Consider the following 15,431-nt stretch of genomic DNA (forward strand, 5'->3'; position numbering starts at 1 on the left):
TCAGCCCGCGAGACCGACCACCAGCCAGATGAACGCCACGCCCGCCATCGTGCACAGCAGGGTGGACAGCGCGGGATGGTCGTGATGCGCCTCGGGCAGGATGTCGGAGGTCGCCAGGTAGAGCAGCACGCCGCCGAAGAAGCCCAGGTAAATCCCGAGCCAATGCTCCGGAAGGGTGAACAGCAGCGTGGAGGCGGCACCCGCCAGCGGGGCGAGCGCGTCCGCGCCCAGCATGATCAGCGCCCGGTTGCGGGCGTTCCCGTACAGGCTGGTGATCGTGTACGTGTTGAAGCCGTCCGCGAAGTCGTGGGCGATGACGGCGAGCGCCACCGCCACCGCCATCTCCCGGCCGACCTGGTAGGCCAGGCCGATCGCGAAGCCGTCCATGACGCTGTGCACCACCATCGCGGCGGCCGCCGTCAGGCCGACCTGCGGAACCCGTTCGTCCGGGTCCATGCCGTGCGCCGCCTTGCGGACGGCGAGCAGCCGCTCCACCGCGTGCGCGGCGAGAAACCCCAGAACGAAACAGAGCAGCGCGGCCGGCACGCCGTAAACCTCCTCACCCGCCGCTTCCAGCGCCTCGGGCAGCAGGTCGAGGCCGACGACGCCCAGCATCAGACCACCGGCCAGCCCCAGGACCAGATGCCTGCGGTCGGTGACGCGGTGTGCGACCCAGCCGCCGAACAGGGTCATCAGGAACGCGCCCAGCGCGATGGCCACCGGCACGGTCTCACCCCTTCCCCAAGCATCAGCCGCCCCCCACTCCTGCTTACTGACCGGCCGGGCATCCCGCATGTCCAGGCCCGAGGACCGCGGCGGTGAGTACGGCACAGGTCGTCGTCGGCATCGGTGCGCGCCGGGGCGTCACGGCGGCCGAGATACTGGCGCTCGTCGCGGACAGCCTCGCCTCCGCCAGGCTGGCCCCGTGCGCGGTCACCGCGCTGGCGACCGTGGACACCAAGGCCGCCGAGCCGGGGGTGGCCGAGGCAGCGGCCCGGCTCCGCGTGCCGCTGCTGGCGTACCCGGCCGCGGTACTGGCCGCCGTGCCCGTACCGCACCCGTCGGCGGCGCCGCTGGCCGCCGCCGGCACGCCGAGCGTGGCGGAGGCCGCCGCGCTGACCGCGGCGGGCGGGGGCCCCGGCGCGGGGGCCGCCGAGCTCGTCGTCGGCAAACGCAAGTCCGCGCAGGGCGCGCGGGCCACCTGTGCCGTGGCCCGGCGCCGCCCCCGCGCCCATGATTGATATGCACCAAGGAGATCTCGTGCCCACCCCGCAGCCCGCCACTCCCCCCGGCATACCCGGTTCCGGTTCCGGCCCCGGCCCGTACGAGCCGGACCTGCGCCACCACGGGGACGCCGAGGTGCGCGGCGCGGACGCCGCACTGACCGACCTCGCCGTCAACGTGCGCACCGGTACGCCACCGGCCTGGCTCAAGGCCCGCATCGCCGCCTCCCTGGACGGGCTCGCCGCCTACCCGGACGGGCGCCCGGCGCGCCGGGCGGTGGCGGCACGGCACGGGCTTCCCCCGGAACGGGTGCTGCTGACGGCGGGCGCGGCGGAGGCGTTCGTGCTGATCGCCCGCGCGGTACGGGCCCGGCGCCCGGCCGTCGTGCACCCGCAGTTCACCGAGCCCGAGGCGGCGCTGCGCGACGCGGGTCACCCGGTGGAACGGGTGGTGCTCACCGAACGGAACGGCTTCCGCCTGACCCCGGCCGAAGTCCCCGAGGCCGCCGACCTCGTCATCGTCGGCAACCCGACCAACCCCACCTCCGTCCTCCACCCCGCAGAGGACATCGCGCGGCTGGCCCGCCCCGGGCGCACCCTGGTCGTGGACGAGGCGTTCATGGACGCGGTCCCCGGCGAGCACGCGTCGCTGGCATCCCGTACGGACCTGCCGGGACTCGTCGTCCTGCGCAGCCTGACCAAGACCTGGGGCCTGGCGGGCCTGCGGATCGGTTACGTACTGGCCGCCCCGGAGACCATCGCGGACCTGGAGCGGGCGCAGCCGCTGTGGCCCGTCTCCGCCCCCGCGCTGGCCGCGGCCGAGGCATGCTGCGAGCCGTCCGCGCTGGCGGAGGCGGCGCAGGCGGCCCGGCAGATCGCGGCGGACCGCGACCACCTGCTGGCCCGGCTGGCCGAGGTCCGCGGACCCGACGGCCACCAGGTGCACGCGATGACACCCGCCGACGGGCCGTTCGTCCTGATCCGGCTGCCGGACGCGGCGGCCGTCCGCACCCGGCTGCGCGCGCTCGGCTTCGCGGTCCGCCGCGGCGACACGTTCCCGGGGCTGGGCCCCGGGTGGCTGCGGCTGGCCGTACGGGACCGGGCGACGACGGACCGCTTCGCTGAGGCCCTGGAAAAGGCCCTGACGGGCTGACACCCGCGCCCGGCCGCCGTCCACCATCCGGAACCCGTTGTCCCGTACACGCAGCCCGGCGCTAAGGTGCCGCCGTGCCGACCGAACAGCTGGACCAGCGCCCCGCGCCCGCAGGTGACCTGCCCGCCTCCGACCGCGCGGCGCGGCGGGCCGTCACCGTCTTCCCCCTGCTGGTACTCGCGGCCGGCGCGGTCGGGCTGCTGTGGCCCGCGCCGTTCACCGGCTGGGCACCCGCCGTCCCGTGGCTGCTCGGCGTCGTGATGTTCTCGATGGGCCTGACCCTGACACCGCCCGACTTCGCGGCGGTCGCCAAGCGCCCCTGGGCGGTGGGCCTGGGCCTGGTCGCCCATTACGTGATCATGCCCGGGCTGGGCTGGTTGATCGCCACCGCCCTCCACCTGCCCCCGCAGCTCGCCGCCGGCGTCATCCTGGTCGGCTGCGCGCCCAGCGGCACCGCGTCCAACGTCGTGACGTACCTGGCCCGCGGCGACGTCGCACTGTCCGTCTCGGTCGCCACCGTCTCCACGGTGCTCGCCCCGCTGATCACCCCGCCGCTGACCCTCCTTCTCGCCGGGCAGTTCCTGGACGTGGACGCCGGGGTCATGGTGACCGACATCCTCAAGACGGTGCTGCTGCCGGTGATCGGCGGCCTGGTGGTCCGGCTCGTGGCAGGCCGCTGGATCGACCGGGCGCTCCCCGCCCTGCCGTGGCTGTCCGCCGTGACCATCTCGGCCATCGTGCTCGTCGTGGTGTCCGGCAGTGCCGCGCGCATCAAGGACGCTGCGGCGCTGGTGATCCTCGCCGTCGTTCTGCACAACGGGCTGGGCCTGGCACTCGGTTACGCGGCCGGCCGCCTGGCCCGCCTCGGCAAGCCGGCCGGGCGGGCGATGGCCTTCGAGGTCGGCATGCAGAACTCCGGCCTCGCGGCGTCCCTGGCCACCGCCCACTTCAGCCCGACGGCGGCGCTGCCGGCAGCGGTCTTCTCCGTGTGGCACAACATCTCGGGTGCGGTGGTGGCCGCGTGGATGGCACGAGGTCCGCGCCGCGAACGGTAGCCGCCCCCTCGTACCCGGACACGGGACCGGACCTCCAGACTCCGTCCTACGGCCCGCCCCCTCCCGCCCGTACGCGGCCGACGGCCCGTGGGGGCAGGTGTCCCCACCGCCACCGGGGAGACCGGCCGCCACGGGCGGAACGGGGGATCAGCCCACGATTCGCCCCCGCAACACCACCCGCCGCGGCGCCGCCAACACGCGTACGTCCGCGCGCGGGTCGCCGTCGTACACGACGAGGTCCGCCGGGGCGCCTTCCTCCAGCCCCGGGCGCCCCAGCCACTGCCGCGCGCCCCACGTCGTGGCGGCGAGCGCGTCCAGCGGGGGGATTCCCGCCTTGGTCAGTTCGGCGACTTCCTGCGCGATCAGGCCGTGCGCGAGCGAGCCGCCCGCGTCGGTGCCGGCGAAGATGGGCACCCCGGCGTCGTACGCCGCGCGTACGGTGTCGTAGCGGCGCTCGTACAGGCTCCGCATGTGGCTGGCCCAGGCGGGGAACTTCTTCTCACCACCGGCCGCCAGGGTCGGGAAGGTCGCGATGTTGACGAGCGTGGGGACGATCGCCACGCCACGCTCCGCGAACAGCGGGATCGTCTCCTCGGTGAGGCCGGTGGCGTGTTCGATGCAGTCGATGCCCGCTTCGACCAGCGGGGCGAGGGTTTCCTCGGCGAAGCAGTGGGCGGTGACGCGCGCGCCGAGGCGGTGCGCCTCGGCGATGGCCGCCGCGACCGCGCCGCGCGGCCAGCACGCCGCCAGGTCGCCGGTCTCGCGGTCGATCCAGTCGCCGACCAGCTTGACCCAGCCGTCGCCGCGCCGGGCTTCCCGCGCCACGTACGCCACCAGGTCCTCGGGTTCGATTTCGTGGGCGTAGTTGCGGATGTAGCGGCGGGTGCGGGCGATGTGCCGGCCGGCGCGGATGATCCGCGGCAGGTCCTCGCGGTCGTCGATCCAGCGGGTGTCGGACGGGGAGCCGGCGTCCCTGAGGAGCAGGGTGCCCGCTTCCCGCTCGGTGAGCGCTTGTTTCTCGCTGGTGGCCTCGTCGACGGGCCCGTGGGCGTCGAGCCCGACGTGGCAGTGCGCGTCGACCAGTCCGGGCAGCGCCCAGCCCCGTACGGTCGTGATGTCCCGTGCCCCGGTGGGCCGTTCGTATGTCACCCGGCCGTCGACGACCCAGAGTTCGTCGCGCTCGTCGTACGGGCCGGCCAGGACCCTCCCCTTGATGTGCAGCACCGCGCTCTCGCTCATGGCCGCACTGTATGACGCGGGGTGTGCCGGGCGGCACGGGGCCCGGTCGCGGGTCCCTCACGCCTCGTCCGGCCATCCGTTTCACGTAAACCCCATGGACTGCCGGTCTTTTCTTGCGGTACATCTGTTTCCGGCGAATTCCCAATTCTTATGCGCACAGCTTCCCGTATTCTCCTGCCCGCTTTTTCGCAGCTCAAACGCCAAGATTTCGCTAGTGCCGGAGGTCGTAATTCCGGCCCGCTTCGACGACGTTACGGAGCTGTGACCGAGCACACAAACTGTCCACTTCGCCCCACATTTTCCGGGCAAACCGTCACATCATGTGGGCCGTTCGCGCGCTCGTGCGCCCTCGCGCGATAACACAGGACCCCGCCCGCACGTAACCCCTCACCCCGATGCATTTTCTTTTTTCCCTGGGTAAATTGAATTCGCATGACCGCCGCACAAGCAGATGCAGGTGCCCGAAGCGATTACAGAGAAATGCCGGAGGGATTCAAGCTCGACACACCGCGCGTGGAGGACGGAGCCGCGATCTGGCGCATCGCCCGCGACTCCAAGGCACTGGACCTCAACTCCTCCTACAGCTACCTGCTGTGGTGTCGCGACTTCGCCGCCACCTCCGCCGTCGCCCGCGACGCGGAGGGCGAGCCGGCCGCCTTCGTCACCGGCTACGTCCGCCCCGAGTCCCCGGAGACGCTCGTCGTGTGGCAGATCGCCGTCGACGACGCGCACCGCGGCCGCGGACTGGCCGCCGCCCTTCTGGACGGCCTGGTCGCCCGCGCCGTACGGGAGTTGGGCGTCCGTCGCGTCGAGACCACGATCACCCCCGGCAACGCGGCGTCCAACCGGCTGTTCGCGTCGTTCGCCGAGCGCCACGGGGCGTCCCTGACGCGCGAGGTCCTCTTCGACGCCGGACTCTTCCCCGAACAGGGGCACGACCCCGAGGTGCTCAACCTCATCGGCCCGCTCGGTCCCCCTGCCGGGCAGCGGCCCTGACGGCCTCTCGGCCCCCGCAAACTCCTCCCCCGCTCACGCCACTCATCTCCCAGGAGCATGTTGTGACCATCACCCAGCCCGACCTGAGCGTCTTCGAGACCGTGGAATCCAACGTACGCAGCTACTGCCGCGGCTGGCCCACCATCTTCGACCGCGCCCAGGGCAGCCGCATGTACGACGAGGACGGCCACACCTACCTCGACTTCTTCGCCGGCGCCGGGTCACTGAACTACGGGCACAACAACCCCGTACTCAAACGCGCCCTGATCGACTACATCGAGCGCGACGGCGTCACCCACGGCCTGGACATGTCCACCACGGCCAAGCGCGCCTTCCTGGAGACGTTCCAGAACACCATCCTGCGCCCGCGCGACCTGCCCTACAAGGTCATGTTCCCCGGCCCGACGGGCGCCAACGCCGTGGAGGCCGCGCTCAAGCTGGCCCGCAAGGTCAAGGGCCGCGAGTCGATCGTCTCGTTCACCAACGCCTTCCACGGCATGTCGCTGGGCGCCCTCGCGGTCACCGGCAACGCCTTCAAGCGCGCCGGTGCCGGCATCCCGCTCGTGCACGGCACCCCGATGCCGTTCGACAACTACCTCGACGGCACCTACCCGGACTTCCTCTGGTTCGAGCGCCTGCTGGAGGACAGCGGCTCCGGCCTGAACACGCCGGCCGCCGTGATCGTGGAGACGGTCCAGGGCGAGGGCGGCATCAACGTGGCCCGCGCCGAGTGGCTGCGCGCGCTGTCCGACCTGTGCAAGCGCCGCGACATGCTGCTGATCGTCGACGACATCCAGATGGGCTGCGGCCGCACCGGCGCGTTCTTCTCCTTCGAGGAGGCGGGCATCGTGCCGGACATCGTGACCGTCTCGAAGTCCATCAGCGGCTACGGACTGCCGCTCGCGCTCACCCTGTTCAAGCCGGAGCTGGACGTGTGGGAGCCGGGCGAGCACAACGGCACCTTCCGCGGCAACAACCCGGCCTTCGTCACCGCCGCCGCGGCCCTGGACACGTACTGGGCCGACGGCCAGATGGAGAAGCAGACGCTGGCCCGCGGCGAGATCATCGAGTCGCACCTGCGCGCCATCGTCGAGGAGCACCCCGCCTCCATCGCCGAGTACCGGGGCCGCGGCATGGTCTGGGGCCTGGAGTGCTCCGACAAGCCGCTCGCCAACAAGATCGCCAAGCGCGCCTTCGAGCTGGGTCTGCTCATCGAGACCTCCGGCCCGGAGAGTGAGGTCGTCAAGCTGCTGCCGGCGCTGACGACCACCCCCGAGGAGCTGGACGAGGGTCTGCGCATCCTCGCCCGCGCGGTCCGCGACTGCGCCTGAGAGCACCGCGGTACCGCACCACTCCTTGTCCGCACCACAGAAAGGTACGAGAACACCGTGATCGTCCGATCCTTCAAGGACATCGAAGGCACCGACCGCCACGTCAAGGCCAAGTCGGGCACCTGGGAGAGCAAGCGCATCATCCTCGCCAAGGAGCGCGTGGGCTTCTCGCTGCACGAGACCACGCTGTACGCGGGCACCGAGACGTCGATGTGGTACGCCAACCACGTCGAGGCCGTGCTGTGCGTGGAGGGCGAGGCCGAGCTCACCAACGACGAGACCGGTGAGAAGCACATCATCACCCCGGGCACGATGTACCTGCTCGACGGGCACGAGAAGCACACCATGCGCATCAAGAAGGACTTCCGCTGCGTGTGCGTGTTCAACCCGCCGGTGACCGGTCGTGAGGACCACGACGAGAACGGCGTGTACCCGCTGCTCACCGAGCCCGAGCCCGAGCTGGAGCCGGCCGCCCAGACCGGCTGACGCGCGCGGCGCGAACCCCTGCCCCGTTCCGGCAGTTGAGGAAGGCGCGAGAAGGAAAGCACGTACGAGAGGAGAGGAAGGCAACACCATGACCACCGCACCCGAGCGCACCGCCGACCTGTACCCGACCCGGGGGGCCACCGAAGTGATCACCCCGCGGCAGGACCCGGTGGTGTGGTCGCAGCCCGGCACGGAGGGGCCCTTCCAGCCGGCCGAGCTGAGCGACTTCGAACGCGACGGTTTCTTCGCCATCGGGGAACTGCTGACGGCGGATGAGGTCGCGGTGTACCGCGCCGAACTGGACCGGCTGGTCAACGACCCGGCGATGCGGGCGGACGACCGCTCCATCGTCGAGCCGCGGTCCCAGGAGATCCGGTCCGTCTTCGAGGTGCACAAGATCAGCGAGGTGTTCGCCAAGCTGGTCTCCGACCCGCGCGTGGTGGGACGCGCCCGGCAGATCCTCGGCTCGGACGTCTACGTCCACCAGTCCAGGATCAACGTCAAGCCGGGCTTCGGCGCCTCCGGGTTCTACTGGCATTCCGACTTCGAGACCTGGCACGCCGAGGACGGCCTGCCGAACATGCGGACCGTGTCGGTCTCGATCGCGCTGACGGAGAACTACGACACCAACGGCGGCCTGATGATCATGCCGGGGTCGCACCGGCACTTCCTCGGGTGCGCCGGCGAGACGCCGCGGGACAACTACAAGAAGTCGCTGCAGATGCAGGACGCGGGCACGCCCTCGGACGAGGCGCTGACCAAGCTGGCCGACGCGCACGGCATCAAGCTGTTCACCGGCAAGGCCGGCTCGGCCACCTGGTTCGACTGCAACTGCATGCACGGTTCCGGCGACAACATCACGCCGTACCCGCGCAGCAACGTCTTCATCGTGTTCAACAGCGTGGAGAACACCGCGGTGGAGCCCTTCGCGGCGCCGGTCCCGCGCCCGGACTACATCGGCGCGCGTGACTTCACCCCCGTGAGGTAACGCCCGCGCGCCGCGCCGTGCCGGCGGGGCACGGCGTCACAGCCAGGCCAGCGACGTGGCCGTCTCCAGCAGCCGCTGCGAGGCGGCCGCGTCGCCCGCCTGGCCGCGCGCGATCTCGTCGGGGTCCTGCCGCCCGCCGACGAGCAGGAGGAAGTCGGTGGCCTCCAGGACCAGTTCGGCGGCGATCGGCTCGGCGTCCGAGCCGAGCACCCAGTCGCCGCCCGCCTCGCCCTCCACCGACAGCAGCACCGGCCGCGCGTCGGGCCCCAGCGCCAGGTCCAGGATGCGTACGGCCAGCCCCACGAACCGCTGCAGGTGCACCGGCAGCGGCGGCGGCACGGTACGGCCGAGGGCCCGCCCGATGTCCCGGGTGTGCACCCAGGTCTCGAACGCCCGGATCACGTAGTGGTCGGCGACCGGCAGGCGCAGGCCCATCAGCGTGGTGGCCGTTGCGGCCAGCTGCTCGTCGCCCGCCTCGGGCAGCGCGAGCAGCCCGTGCGCCTGGGTCCGCCACGCCTCCCTGGTCTCCGCCGGCGGCCGGGTGTGCTCGTAGGCCACCACCTCTTCGGTACGGGCCGCCCAGCGCAGCTCCCAGGGGGCGCCCGCGCCGGCCGGCCGCCCCGGGCCCGGTCGTTCGCCCGGCCCCGCGGTGGCGTCCGGGCCGAAGCCCCCTTCCAGTCCCGGCCCCGCTTCCGGCCCGGGCCCCGGGCCGAGGACCGGCCCCAGGCCCGCGCCCGCGTCCGTCACCGGCGCCAGGCCCAGCCGCTCGGCCAGCACCTCGTCGGCCGCCACCAGATGCGCGACGGTGCCCTGGACGTCCCAGTCGTGCACGACGGGCGTGCCCCAGCGGGCCGGCGCGCGGTCCAGTTCCCGCAGCAGCGCGTCCAGGCCGGCCACCGCACCGGCGTACGGGGCGGCGTGCGCGGCCAGCGGCCCCTGGCCCGGCCGCGCGGCGCGGGCCGCGGCCATCAGCCGCCCGCGGGCCAGGCCGGCATTCGCCTTGCGCCCGGCGCCCCGTCCCGTTCCGCCGGGCGGGGGCTCGTCCAGCAGCCGTACGGTCTGCCGCAGCCGCCGCGCCTCGGCCGCGCACGGCGCGCAGTCGCGCAGGTGGCCGCGGACCCGCGCGTCGTCGCCCGGCATGCCGGCGCCGAGCACCCACGCGGCGAGCAGCGCGCTGACCTCCTCGTGCACGGCGGACGGGCCGTCCGCGCCGCCGGGTCCTTCCGGGCCCGGCGGGTCCCCGGGGTCCTCCGGCCCGCCGCTGCCGCCCGGATTGCCCGTACCGTCCCGGCCGTTGCTGCCGCCCGCGGTCATCACACGCCCCTCTCCGCCACCCGGCCGGTCCGCGCGTACGGACCGTGTCGTCCTTGCTGCTGCCCGCGGCCGCCGCTCAGCACTCGTCCCGTGCCTCGTCGGCCGGGCTGCCGGGGCCCGGCGGCCCGGCGAGGCGGTCGGCGAGGCCGCACAGGGCCGACCGCAGCCGGGCGGTGGCCGCCGCCTCCGCGATGCCCAGCTCCACCGCGACCTGCCGGTACGTGCGCCCGGCGAAGCACGCCAGGTGCAGTGCCTCCCGCTGGGGCAGGGGCAGTTCGCCGAGCGCGGTGTGCAGCGCCGCCCGTGCCGCCGCCTCGGGTTCCGGCTCCGCCGGATCGGCCGCGCCGTCCGCCGCCCGCACCGCCCCGGCCTCGCTCACCCGGGCGACCGCGCCGTCGTGCCCGCGGATGCTCAGCCAGGCGCGCAGCGAGCCGTGGCCCGGCGCGAAGGCGTACGGGCAGGTCCACAGTTCGAGGAAGACGCGCTGCGTCACCTCCTCGGCGACCGCCGCGCTGCCGGTCACCCGCCGGGCCACCGCCCGTACCAACGCGCCGTAGGCGTCGTACGCCTCGCCCAGCGCGGATTCGTCCCCGTACACCAGCCGCCGGTGCAGCTCCTGGTCGCGCGGCGGGTACCTGGTTGTCCCGTCCACCGGCACCACCTCGTGAGTGTGTGGTGACATTCCTAGCCTTTGGCCCTGCTCCGCGGTAGCCGTCCGCCCGGCCGAATTGCGCGGCGCCCGCGCGGTGCCGGGGGCCGGGGCGGCGCGGGGCCGGTAGGGCTGGCCCGCGAGGTGTGCGGTGGCCCGTGCGCCGGGGCTCGTCAGCCCTCCCCCAGCAGTTCCAGCAGCCGGTCCACGTCGCCGGACGAGTTGTACAGGTGGAAGGCGGCCCGCAGGTTGCCGGCGCGGACGGCGACCCGTACGCCCGCCGCTGCCAGCCGGTCCGCCGCGTCCGCGAGCCCCGGCACGGACACGATCGCCGAGCCCGGCGCGGGCAGCGGGGTGTGGCCCAGTTCCGCGAGGCCCGCGCGGTAGCGGTCGGCCAGCGCGACGTCGTGGGCGTGCACGGTCTCCACGCCGATTTCCTCGAAGAGGGCGAGGGAGTGTTGAGCGGCGACGTACGAGTAGTGGGCGTGCGGCTCGTCGTAGCGGCGCGCGTCGGCCGCGAGCTGCCGGATCGGCCCGTAGTTGGACTCCATCGGGTCCGCGCCGGCCACCCATCCGGCGTGCAGCGCTTCCAGCCCGTCCCCCGCCGTCCCGTCCGCCCCGCACACCAGGAAGGAGGTGCCGCGTGGGCACAGCAGCCACTTGAACGCCCCGCACACCAGGTAGTCGAAGTCGCCGGCCCGCACCGGCAGCCAGCCGGCGGCCTGGGTGACGTCCACGAGGGTGCGCGCCCCGTGGGCGCGGGCGGCGGCCCGTACGGCTTCCGTGTCGGCGAGCCGGCCGTCCTTCGCCTGGACGGCGCTGAACGCGACGAGCGCCGTGCCGGGGCGTACCGCGTCGGCCAGCTCGGCCAGCGGCGCGGTGCGCACCTTCAATCCGTTCCCGGCCGCCGCGAACGGGTTGACCAGCGAGCTGAACTCGCCCTCGGGGAAGAGCACTTCCGATCCGTGCGGCAGCGATCCGGCGATCAGCGCGGCGTGCACGGCGACCGCGCCGCCGATCGCGACGCGCTCCGGCGGTACGTGCATCAGCCGCGCGAAGGCGGCCCTGGACGCCTCCGCCGGGCCGAAGTAGTCCTGGCCCATGGTCCCGTAGGAGGCCGATTCCTCGGCTGCCGCGCGCAGGGCGGCGGCCGAACGGGCGGGCAGCAGCCCGCTGGAAGCGGTGTTCAGATACGTCGTCAGGGGCGTGAACTCGTCGCCGCCGAGTGGCTCGATTCGCTGCATGCCCCCACTCTGGCCGCCCGGCCGCCCGCCGTCCATGGCGAATATCTTTGGAGCGCCGTCAAGCAACGCTTATCGGCGCAGCTCAGGGCGTTCCTTCAGGAACCACCCGGCTGACGGGACCGGGAATTCAGGCCACCGACCCGGGCGTGCACACACCGTCCGCGCACCCGTCGCCACTGCCGCCGCCGTCCGGCGCCGCGGTCCCCGCGGCCTCCCGTGCCTGCTCCAGGGCCTGCCGGAAGACCTCCGCCGGCTGCCCGCCGGAGATCCCGTACCGCCGGTCGATGACGAAGAACGGCACGCCCCTGGCGCCCAGCTCCGCCGCTTCCCGCTCGTCGGCCCTGACCGCTTCCGCGTACGCGTCCCCGTCCGCCAGCACCCGCCGCACGTCCGCCTCGTCCAGCCCCGCCGCCACGGCCACCCGGGTCAGCTCCGCCGTGTCCCCCAGCGGTCGCGCCTCCGCGAAGTTGGCCCGGTACAGCGCGCCGAGCAGCGCGTCCTGCTTTCCCCGCTCCTTGGCCAGGTGCAGCAGCCGGTGCAGGTCAAAGGTGTTCCCGTGCACGCGGTCCGAGCGGTACCCCAGCCCCTCCCCGGCGGCCGCCTCGGCCACCCGCGCCTCCATGGCCTCGGCCTGCTCCCGGGACACGCCGTACTTCTCCGCCAGCATGTCCAGCACCATCACGTCCCCGGTGGGCGCCGCCTGCGGGTCGAGCTCGAACGACCGGTGCACGACCTCCACCTCGTCCCGGTGCGCGAACCCGGCCAGCCCCTTCTCGAAGCGGGCCTTGCCGATGTAGCACCAGGGGCAGGCGATGTCCGACCAGATTTCGACGCGCATAACAGGTGTTTCCTTGTTTCCTCATGTCCGGAACCGCGACGGCCCCGGAGCCCCCGGAAAGGGGACAGTCCGGGACAACCGCGCGGGAGCGGGAGGTATTCCCCGGGCGCGGGGTAGCGTCCGGGTATGAGGACGCGCCGGGTACCGCACGGGTTCTGGGAGACGACCGGGGCCGCCAAGACGTTCACCCATCCGCTGGACCACGGGTTGCTGGACGCGTACCTGCCGCGTGACGCGCCGGTGCTGGACTACGGCTGCGGGTACGGGCGGCTGACCGCGGAGCTGGTGGCGGCGGGGTATGCGGACGTGCGCGGGGTGGACGTTTCGAAGGCGCTCGTCGAGCGGGCGGAGCGGGAGCATCCGGGGCTGCGGATCACGCGCTGCCCCGGGCTGCCGCTGCCGTTCGAGGACGGGTCCTTCGGGGCCGCGCTGCTCTTCGCCGTGCTGACGTGTGTGCCCGGCGACGGCGCGCAGCGGGACATCGCCGCCGAGCTGGGGCGGCTGGTGCGGCCCGGCGGGGTGCTGTACGTGAGCGACATGCCGATGCAGGTCGACGCGCGGCACGTGGCGCGGTACGAGGAGTTCGCCGCCCGGTACGGGACGTACGGGGTGTTCGAGACGCCCGACGGCGGGGTGTTCCGGCATCACGCGGCCGGTCATCTGCACGGGCTGGTCCGGGCGCACGGCTTCGCGGTGGAGGCCGAGCGCACGGACACCGTCACGACCCTGGACGGGCACATCGCCGAGCGGCTCCAGCTCATCGCCCGGCGGGTGTGAGGGGCAGGACGAGGCCGAGGTGGGTGTCGTCGGGGGCGGGGCGGCGGGTCTCGTCCGGCTGCCAGCCGTGCCGCGTGTAGAAGGCGCGGGCCCGGCTGTTGTGCCAGTACACCTCCAGGCGGGCGGTGGCGATGCCCGCCGACCGCCAGCCGGCCACGCAGGCGCGGTGCAGGGCGGTGCCGACGCCGCCCCGCCAGCAGCCGGGGTCGACGTGGAGCTGGTTGAGCATGACGGTGTCGGCGGGTGCCCCGTCCTCTCGGCGGTAGGAGGCGGCGCCGACGACGGTGCCGTCCCGTTCGGCGCACAGCACGGTGGCGTCCGGGCGGGCGAGTGCCCGGCCCCAGCCGTCGCGCCGGCGCTCGCGTTCGGCCGGGCTGTCGAGCTGCGCGTCGGGCAGGCGCTCGCGGTAGTACGTGGCGCGGGCGCGGGTGTGCAGGTCGGCGATGGCGTCGAGGTCGGCGGGCGTCGCGGCGCGCACGGTGGTGGCGGGGGTTTCCGGCGCGTTCGGGGCGTTCGTCACGGGTGGGTTCTCATCCTTCGCGGCGGCCGTCGATGCGGCGGGGCAGTGCGAGCGGGTTGTCCTCGCGCAGCTCGGGCGGGAGCAGCGCGGGCGGGGCGTCCTGGTAGACGACCGGGCGCAGCCAGCGTTCGATCGCGGTGCCGCCGACGGAGGTGGCGGTGGAGGTGGTGGCCGGGTAGGGGCCGCCGTGGTGCTGGGCGGGGGCCACGGCGACGCCGGTCGGCCAGCCGTTGACCAGCACCCGGCCGGCCAGCGGGGTGAGCGCGGCCAGCAGGCGCGCCCCGCGTCTCGTGCCGTTGCCGGCCGGTCCTGGCGGGGCGTCCTCGCCCGCCGACTCGGCCGCGCCGAGCTGGAGCGTCGCGGTGAGGTTGCCGGGCAGCCGGGCCAGTACGGCGCCGGCCTCGGTGTCGTCGGCGTAGCGCGCCAGGACGGTGACGGGACCGAAGCACTCCTCCAGGAGGAGGTCGTGCGGGCCGCCCGGTTCGGCGAGCCGGGCGGCGGGGACGGTGAGGAAACCCGCGCTGACGGTGTGCTCGCCGTCCGCGCCGGGCGCCACGGGTGCCTCGACGTCGGGCAGCGCGGCGCGTTCCCGTACGCCGTCGACGAAGGCGTCCCGCATGCGGTGGTCCAGGAGCACCCCGGCCTCGGTGGTGCGCACGGCGTCCGCCAGGGAGCGCGCCAGCCGGTCGCCCGCCGGGCCGTGCGGCGCGAGGACCAGTCCCGGTTTGACGCAGAACTGGCCGGTGCCGAGCGTCATCGAGCCGGCGAGGCCGGTGCCGATCTGCTCGGCGCGCTCGGTGGCGGCGGCCTCGGTGACCACGACCGGGTTGAGGCTGCCGAGTTCGCCGTGGAAGGGGATGGGGTGGGGGCGTGCGGCGGCCGCGTCGTACAGGGCGCGTCCGCCGCGTACGGATCCGGTGAAGCCTGCGGCGGCGACGAGCGGGTGCCGCACCAGCTCGATGCCCGCGTCGAAGCCGTGCACCAGGCCCACGACGCCTTTGGGCAGGCCCAGTTCGGCCGCGGCGCGGCGCAGCAGCGCGGCGCTCAGTTCGGAGGTGGCCGGGTGGCCGGGGTGGGCCTTGACGACGACCGGGCAGCCGGCGGCGAGGGCGCTGGCGGTGTCGCCGCCGGGCACGGAGAAGGCGAGCGGGAAGTTGCTGGCCGCGTAGACGGCGACGACGCCGAGGGGGATCTTGTAGCGGCGCAGGTCGGGGCGGGGCGGGGTGAGCGCGGGGTCGGCGTGGTCGATCAGCACGTCGAGGAAGGCGCCTTCTTCGACCACGTCGGCGAAGGCGCGCAACTGGTAGGTGGTGCGGGCCAGTTCGCCGGTGAGGCGGCCGGGTCCGAGCGCGGTCTCGGCGTCGGCGGCCGCGGTGATCCGGTCGGCGGCGCCGTCGAGCAGGTCGGCGGCGCGGCGCAGGAAGGCGGCTCGTACGCCGCGGTCGGCCAGTGTGTCCCCGGCCGCGTGCGCGGCCCGTACGGCGGCGTCCACCGTGGCCGCCGTGGCCTCCACCGCGACCTGTTCGCGCCGCTTCCCGGTCCGGGGGTCGACGCTCCACACTGGTGCTGCCGCCGCTGCTGCCACCGCGCATTCCTCCCAGCGAACTCTTGCCGCGCC

General features: G+C 73.9%; 16 protein-coding genes. 8 read left to right on the top strand and 8 right to left on the bottom strand.

Features of this window, described 5'->3' with window-relative positions:
- The gene (locus ACH4OW_RS36580) at positions 1-726 is read right to left on the bottom strand and encodes a ZIP family metal transporter (protein WP_360126072.1); all 726 of its coding nucleotides are present in this window, start codon (positions 724-726) and stop codon (positions 1-3) included.
- Positions 727-818: 92 nt separating this feature from the next.
- Here ACH4OW_RS36580 and ACH4OW_RS36585 point away from each other — a divergent pair, with 92 nt between their 5' ends.
- The 3 genes from ACH4OW_RS36585 (at position 819) to ACH4OW_RS36595 (ending at position 3,431) form a co-directional block, all read left to right on the top strand.
- Positions 819-1,241, top strand: coding sequence for a cobalamin biosynthesis protein (locus ACH4OW_RS36585; RefSeq protein ID WP_398032729.1), 423 nt, complete (start codon positions 819-821; stop codon positions 1,239-1,241).
- Between the two features lie 52 nt (positions 1,242-1,293).
- Positions 1,294-2,376, top strand: a complete 1,083-nt coding sequence (cobC, locus tag ACH4OW_RS36590) for an Rv2231c family pyridoxal phosphate-dependent protein CobC (protein WP_398032788.1) — start codon at positions 1,294-1,296, stop codon at positions 2,374-2,376.
- A 74-nt stretch (positions 2,377-2,450) separates the two neighbouring features.
- Positions 2,451-3,431, top strand: coding sequence for a bile acid:sodium symporter family protein (locus ACH4OW_RS36595; protein ID WP_398032732.1), 981 nt, complete (start codon positions 2,451-2,453; stop codon positions 3,429-3,431).
- A 147-nt stretch (positions 3,432-3,578) separates the two neighbouring features.
- Here the strand turns inward: ACH4OW_RS36595 and ACH4OW_RS36600 are convergent, their stop codons facing one another.
- On the bottom strand, positions 3,579-4,670 hold the full coding sequence (locus ACH4OW_RS36600; RefSeq protein WP_398032735.1) for an amidohydrolase family protein: 1,092 nt from the start codon (positions 4,668-4,670) through the stop codon (positions 3,579-3,581).
- 480 nt (positions 4,671-5,150) lie between these two features.
- Here ACH4OW_RS36600 and ectA point away from each other — a divergent pair, with 480 nt between their 5' ends.
- From ectA to thpD, 4 genes are all read left to right on the top strand, one after another.
- On the top strand, positions 5,151-5,666 hold the full coding sequence (gene ectA / locus ACH4OW_RS36605) for a diaminobutyrate acetyltransferase (protein WP_360126084.1): 516 nt from the start codon (positions 5,151-5,153) through the stop codon (positions 5,664-5,666).
- A gap of 62 nt (positions 5,667-5,728) precedes the next feature.
- Positions 5,729-6,997, top strand: a complete 1,269-nt coding sequence (ectB, locus tag ACH4OW_RS36610) for a diaminobutyrate--2-oxoglutarate transaminase (RefSeq protein WP_360126087.1) — start codon at positions 5,729-5,731, stop codon at positions 6,995-6,997.
- Between the two features lie 57 nt (positions 6,998-7,054).
- A complete protein-coding gene (locus tag ACH4OW_RS36615) occupies positions 7,055-7,483 on the top strand; it encodes an ectoine synthase (protein WP_360126090.1) in 429 nt (142 codons plus the stop codon).
- 88 nt (positions 7,484-7,571) lie between these two features.
- Complete coding sequence (thpD, locus tag ACH4OW_RS36620; protein ID WP_398032739.1) at positions 7,572-8,471, top strand: ectoine hydroxylase; 900 nt, start codon at positions 7,572-7,574, stop codon at positions 8,469-8,471.
- Positions 8,472-8,507: 36 nt separating this feature from the next.
- Here thpD and ACH4OW_RS36625 read toward each other — a convergent pair whose 3' ends face one another.
- From ACH4OW_RS36625 to ACH4OW_RS36640, 4 genes are all read right to left on the bottom strand, one after another.
- A complete protein-coding gene (locus tag ACH4OW_RS36625; RefSeq protein ID WP_398032742.1) occupies positions 8,508-9,785 on the bottom strand; it encodes a hypothetical protein in 1,278 nt (425 codons plus the stop codon).
- Positions 9,786-9,861: 76 nt separating this feature from the next.
- Positions 9,862-10,467 carry an RNA polymerase sigma factor gene (locus ACH4OW_RS36630; protein WP_398032745.1) on the bottom strand — a complete coding sequence of 202 codons (606 nt, stop codon included), beginning with the start codon at positions 10,465-10,467 and terminating at the stop codon, positions 9,862-9,864.
- Between the two features lie 140 nt (positions 10,468-10,607).
- The gene (locus ACH4OW_RS36635) at positions 10,608-11,678 is read right to left on the bottom strand and encodes an aminotransferase class V-fold PLP-dependent enzyme (protein ID WP_398032748.1); all 1,071 of its coding nucleotides are present in this window, start codon (positions 11,676-11,678) and stop codon (positions 10,608-10,610) included.
- 127 nt (positions 11,679-11,805) lie between these two features.
- A complete protein-coding gene (locus ACH4OW_RS36640; protein ID WP_398032751.1) occupies positions 11,806-12,516 on the bottom strand; it encodes a DsbA family oxidoreductase in 711 nt (236 codons plus the stop codon).
- A gap of 126 nt (positions 12,517-12,642) precedes the next feature.
- Here ACH4OW_RS36640 and ACH4OW_RS36645 point away from each other — a divergent pair, with 126 nt between their 5' ends.
- Positions 12,643-13,293, top strand: coding sequence for a class I SAM-dependent methyltransferase (locus ACH4OW_RS36645; protein ID WP_360126107.1), 651 nt, complete (start codon positions 12,643-12,645; stop codon positions 13,291-13,293).
- Here ACH4OW_RS36645 and ACH4OW_RS36650 read toward each other — a convergent pair.
- Together ACH4OW_RS36650 and ACH4OW_RS36655 are read right to left on the bottom strand one after the other, a co-directional pair.
- Positions 13,274-13,813: a GNAT family N-acetyltransferase gene (locus ACH4OW_RS36650; protein WP_398032754.1), complete on the bottom strand. Its 540-nt coding sequence runs from the start codon at positions 13,811-13,813 to the stop codon at positions 13,274-13,276. The genes ACH4OW_RS36645 and ACH4OW_RS36650 overlap by 20 nt on opposite strands.
- 10 nt (positions 13,814-13,823) lie before the next feature.
- Positions 13,824-15,398 (bottom strand): aldehyde dehydrogenase (NADP(+)), encoded by a 1,575-nt coding sequence (locus ACH4OW_RS36655; protein WP_398032757.1) that lies wholly within the window; start codon positions 15,396-15,398, stop codon positions 13,824-13,826.
- Positions 15,399-15,431: the final 33 nt, after the last annotated feature.

It is taken from the genome of Streptomyces sp. NPDC017056 (genome assembly GCF_044332485.1).
Lineage (GTDB): Bacteria > Actinomycetota > Actinomycetes > Streptomycetales > Streptomycetaceae > Streptomyces.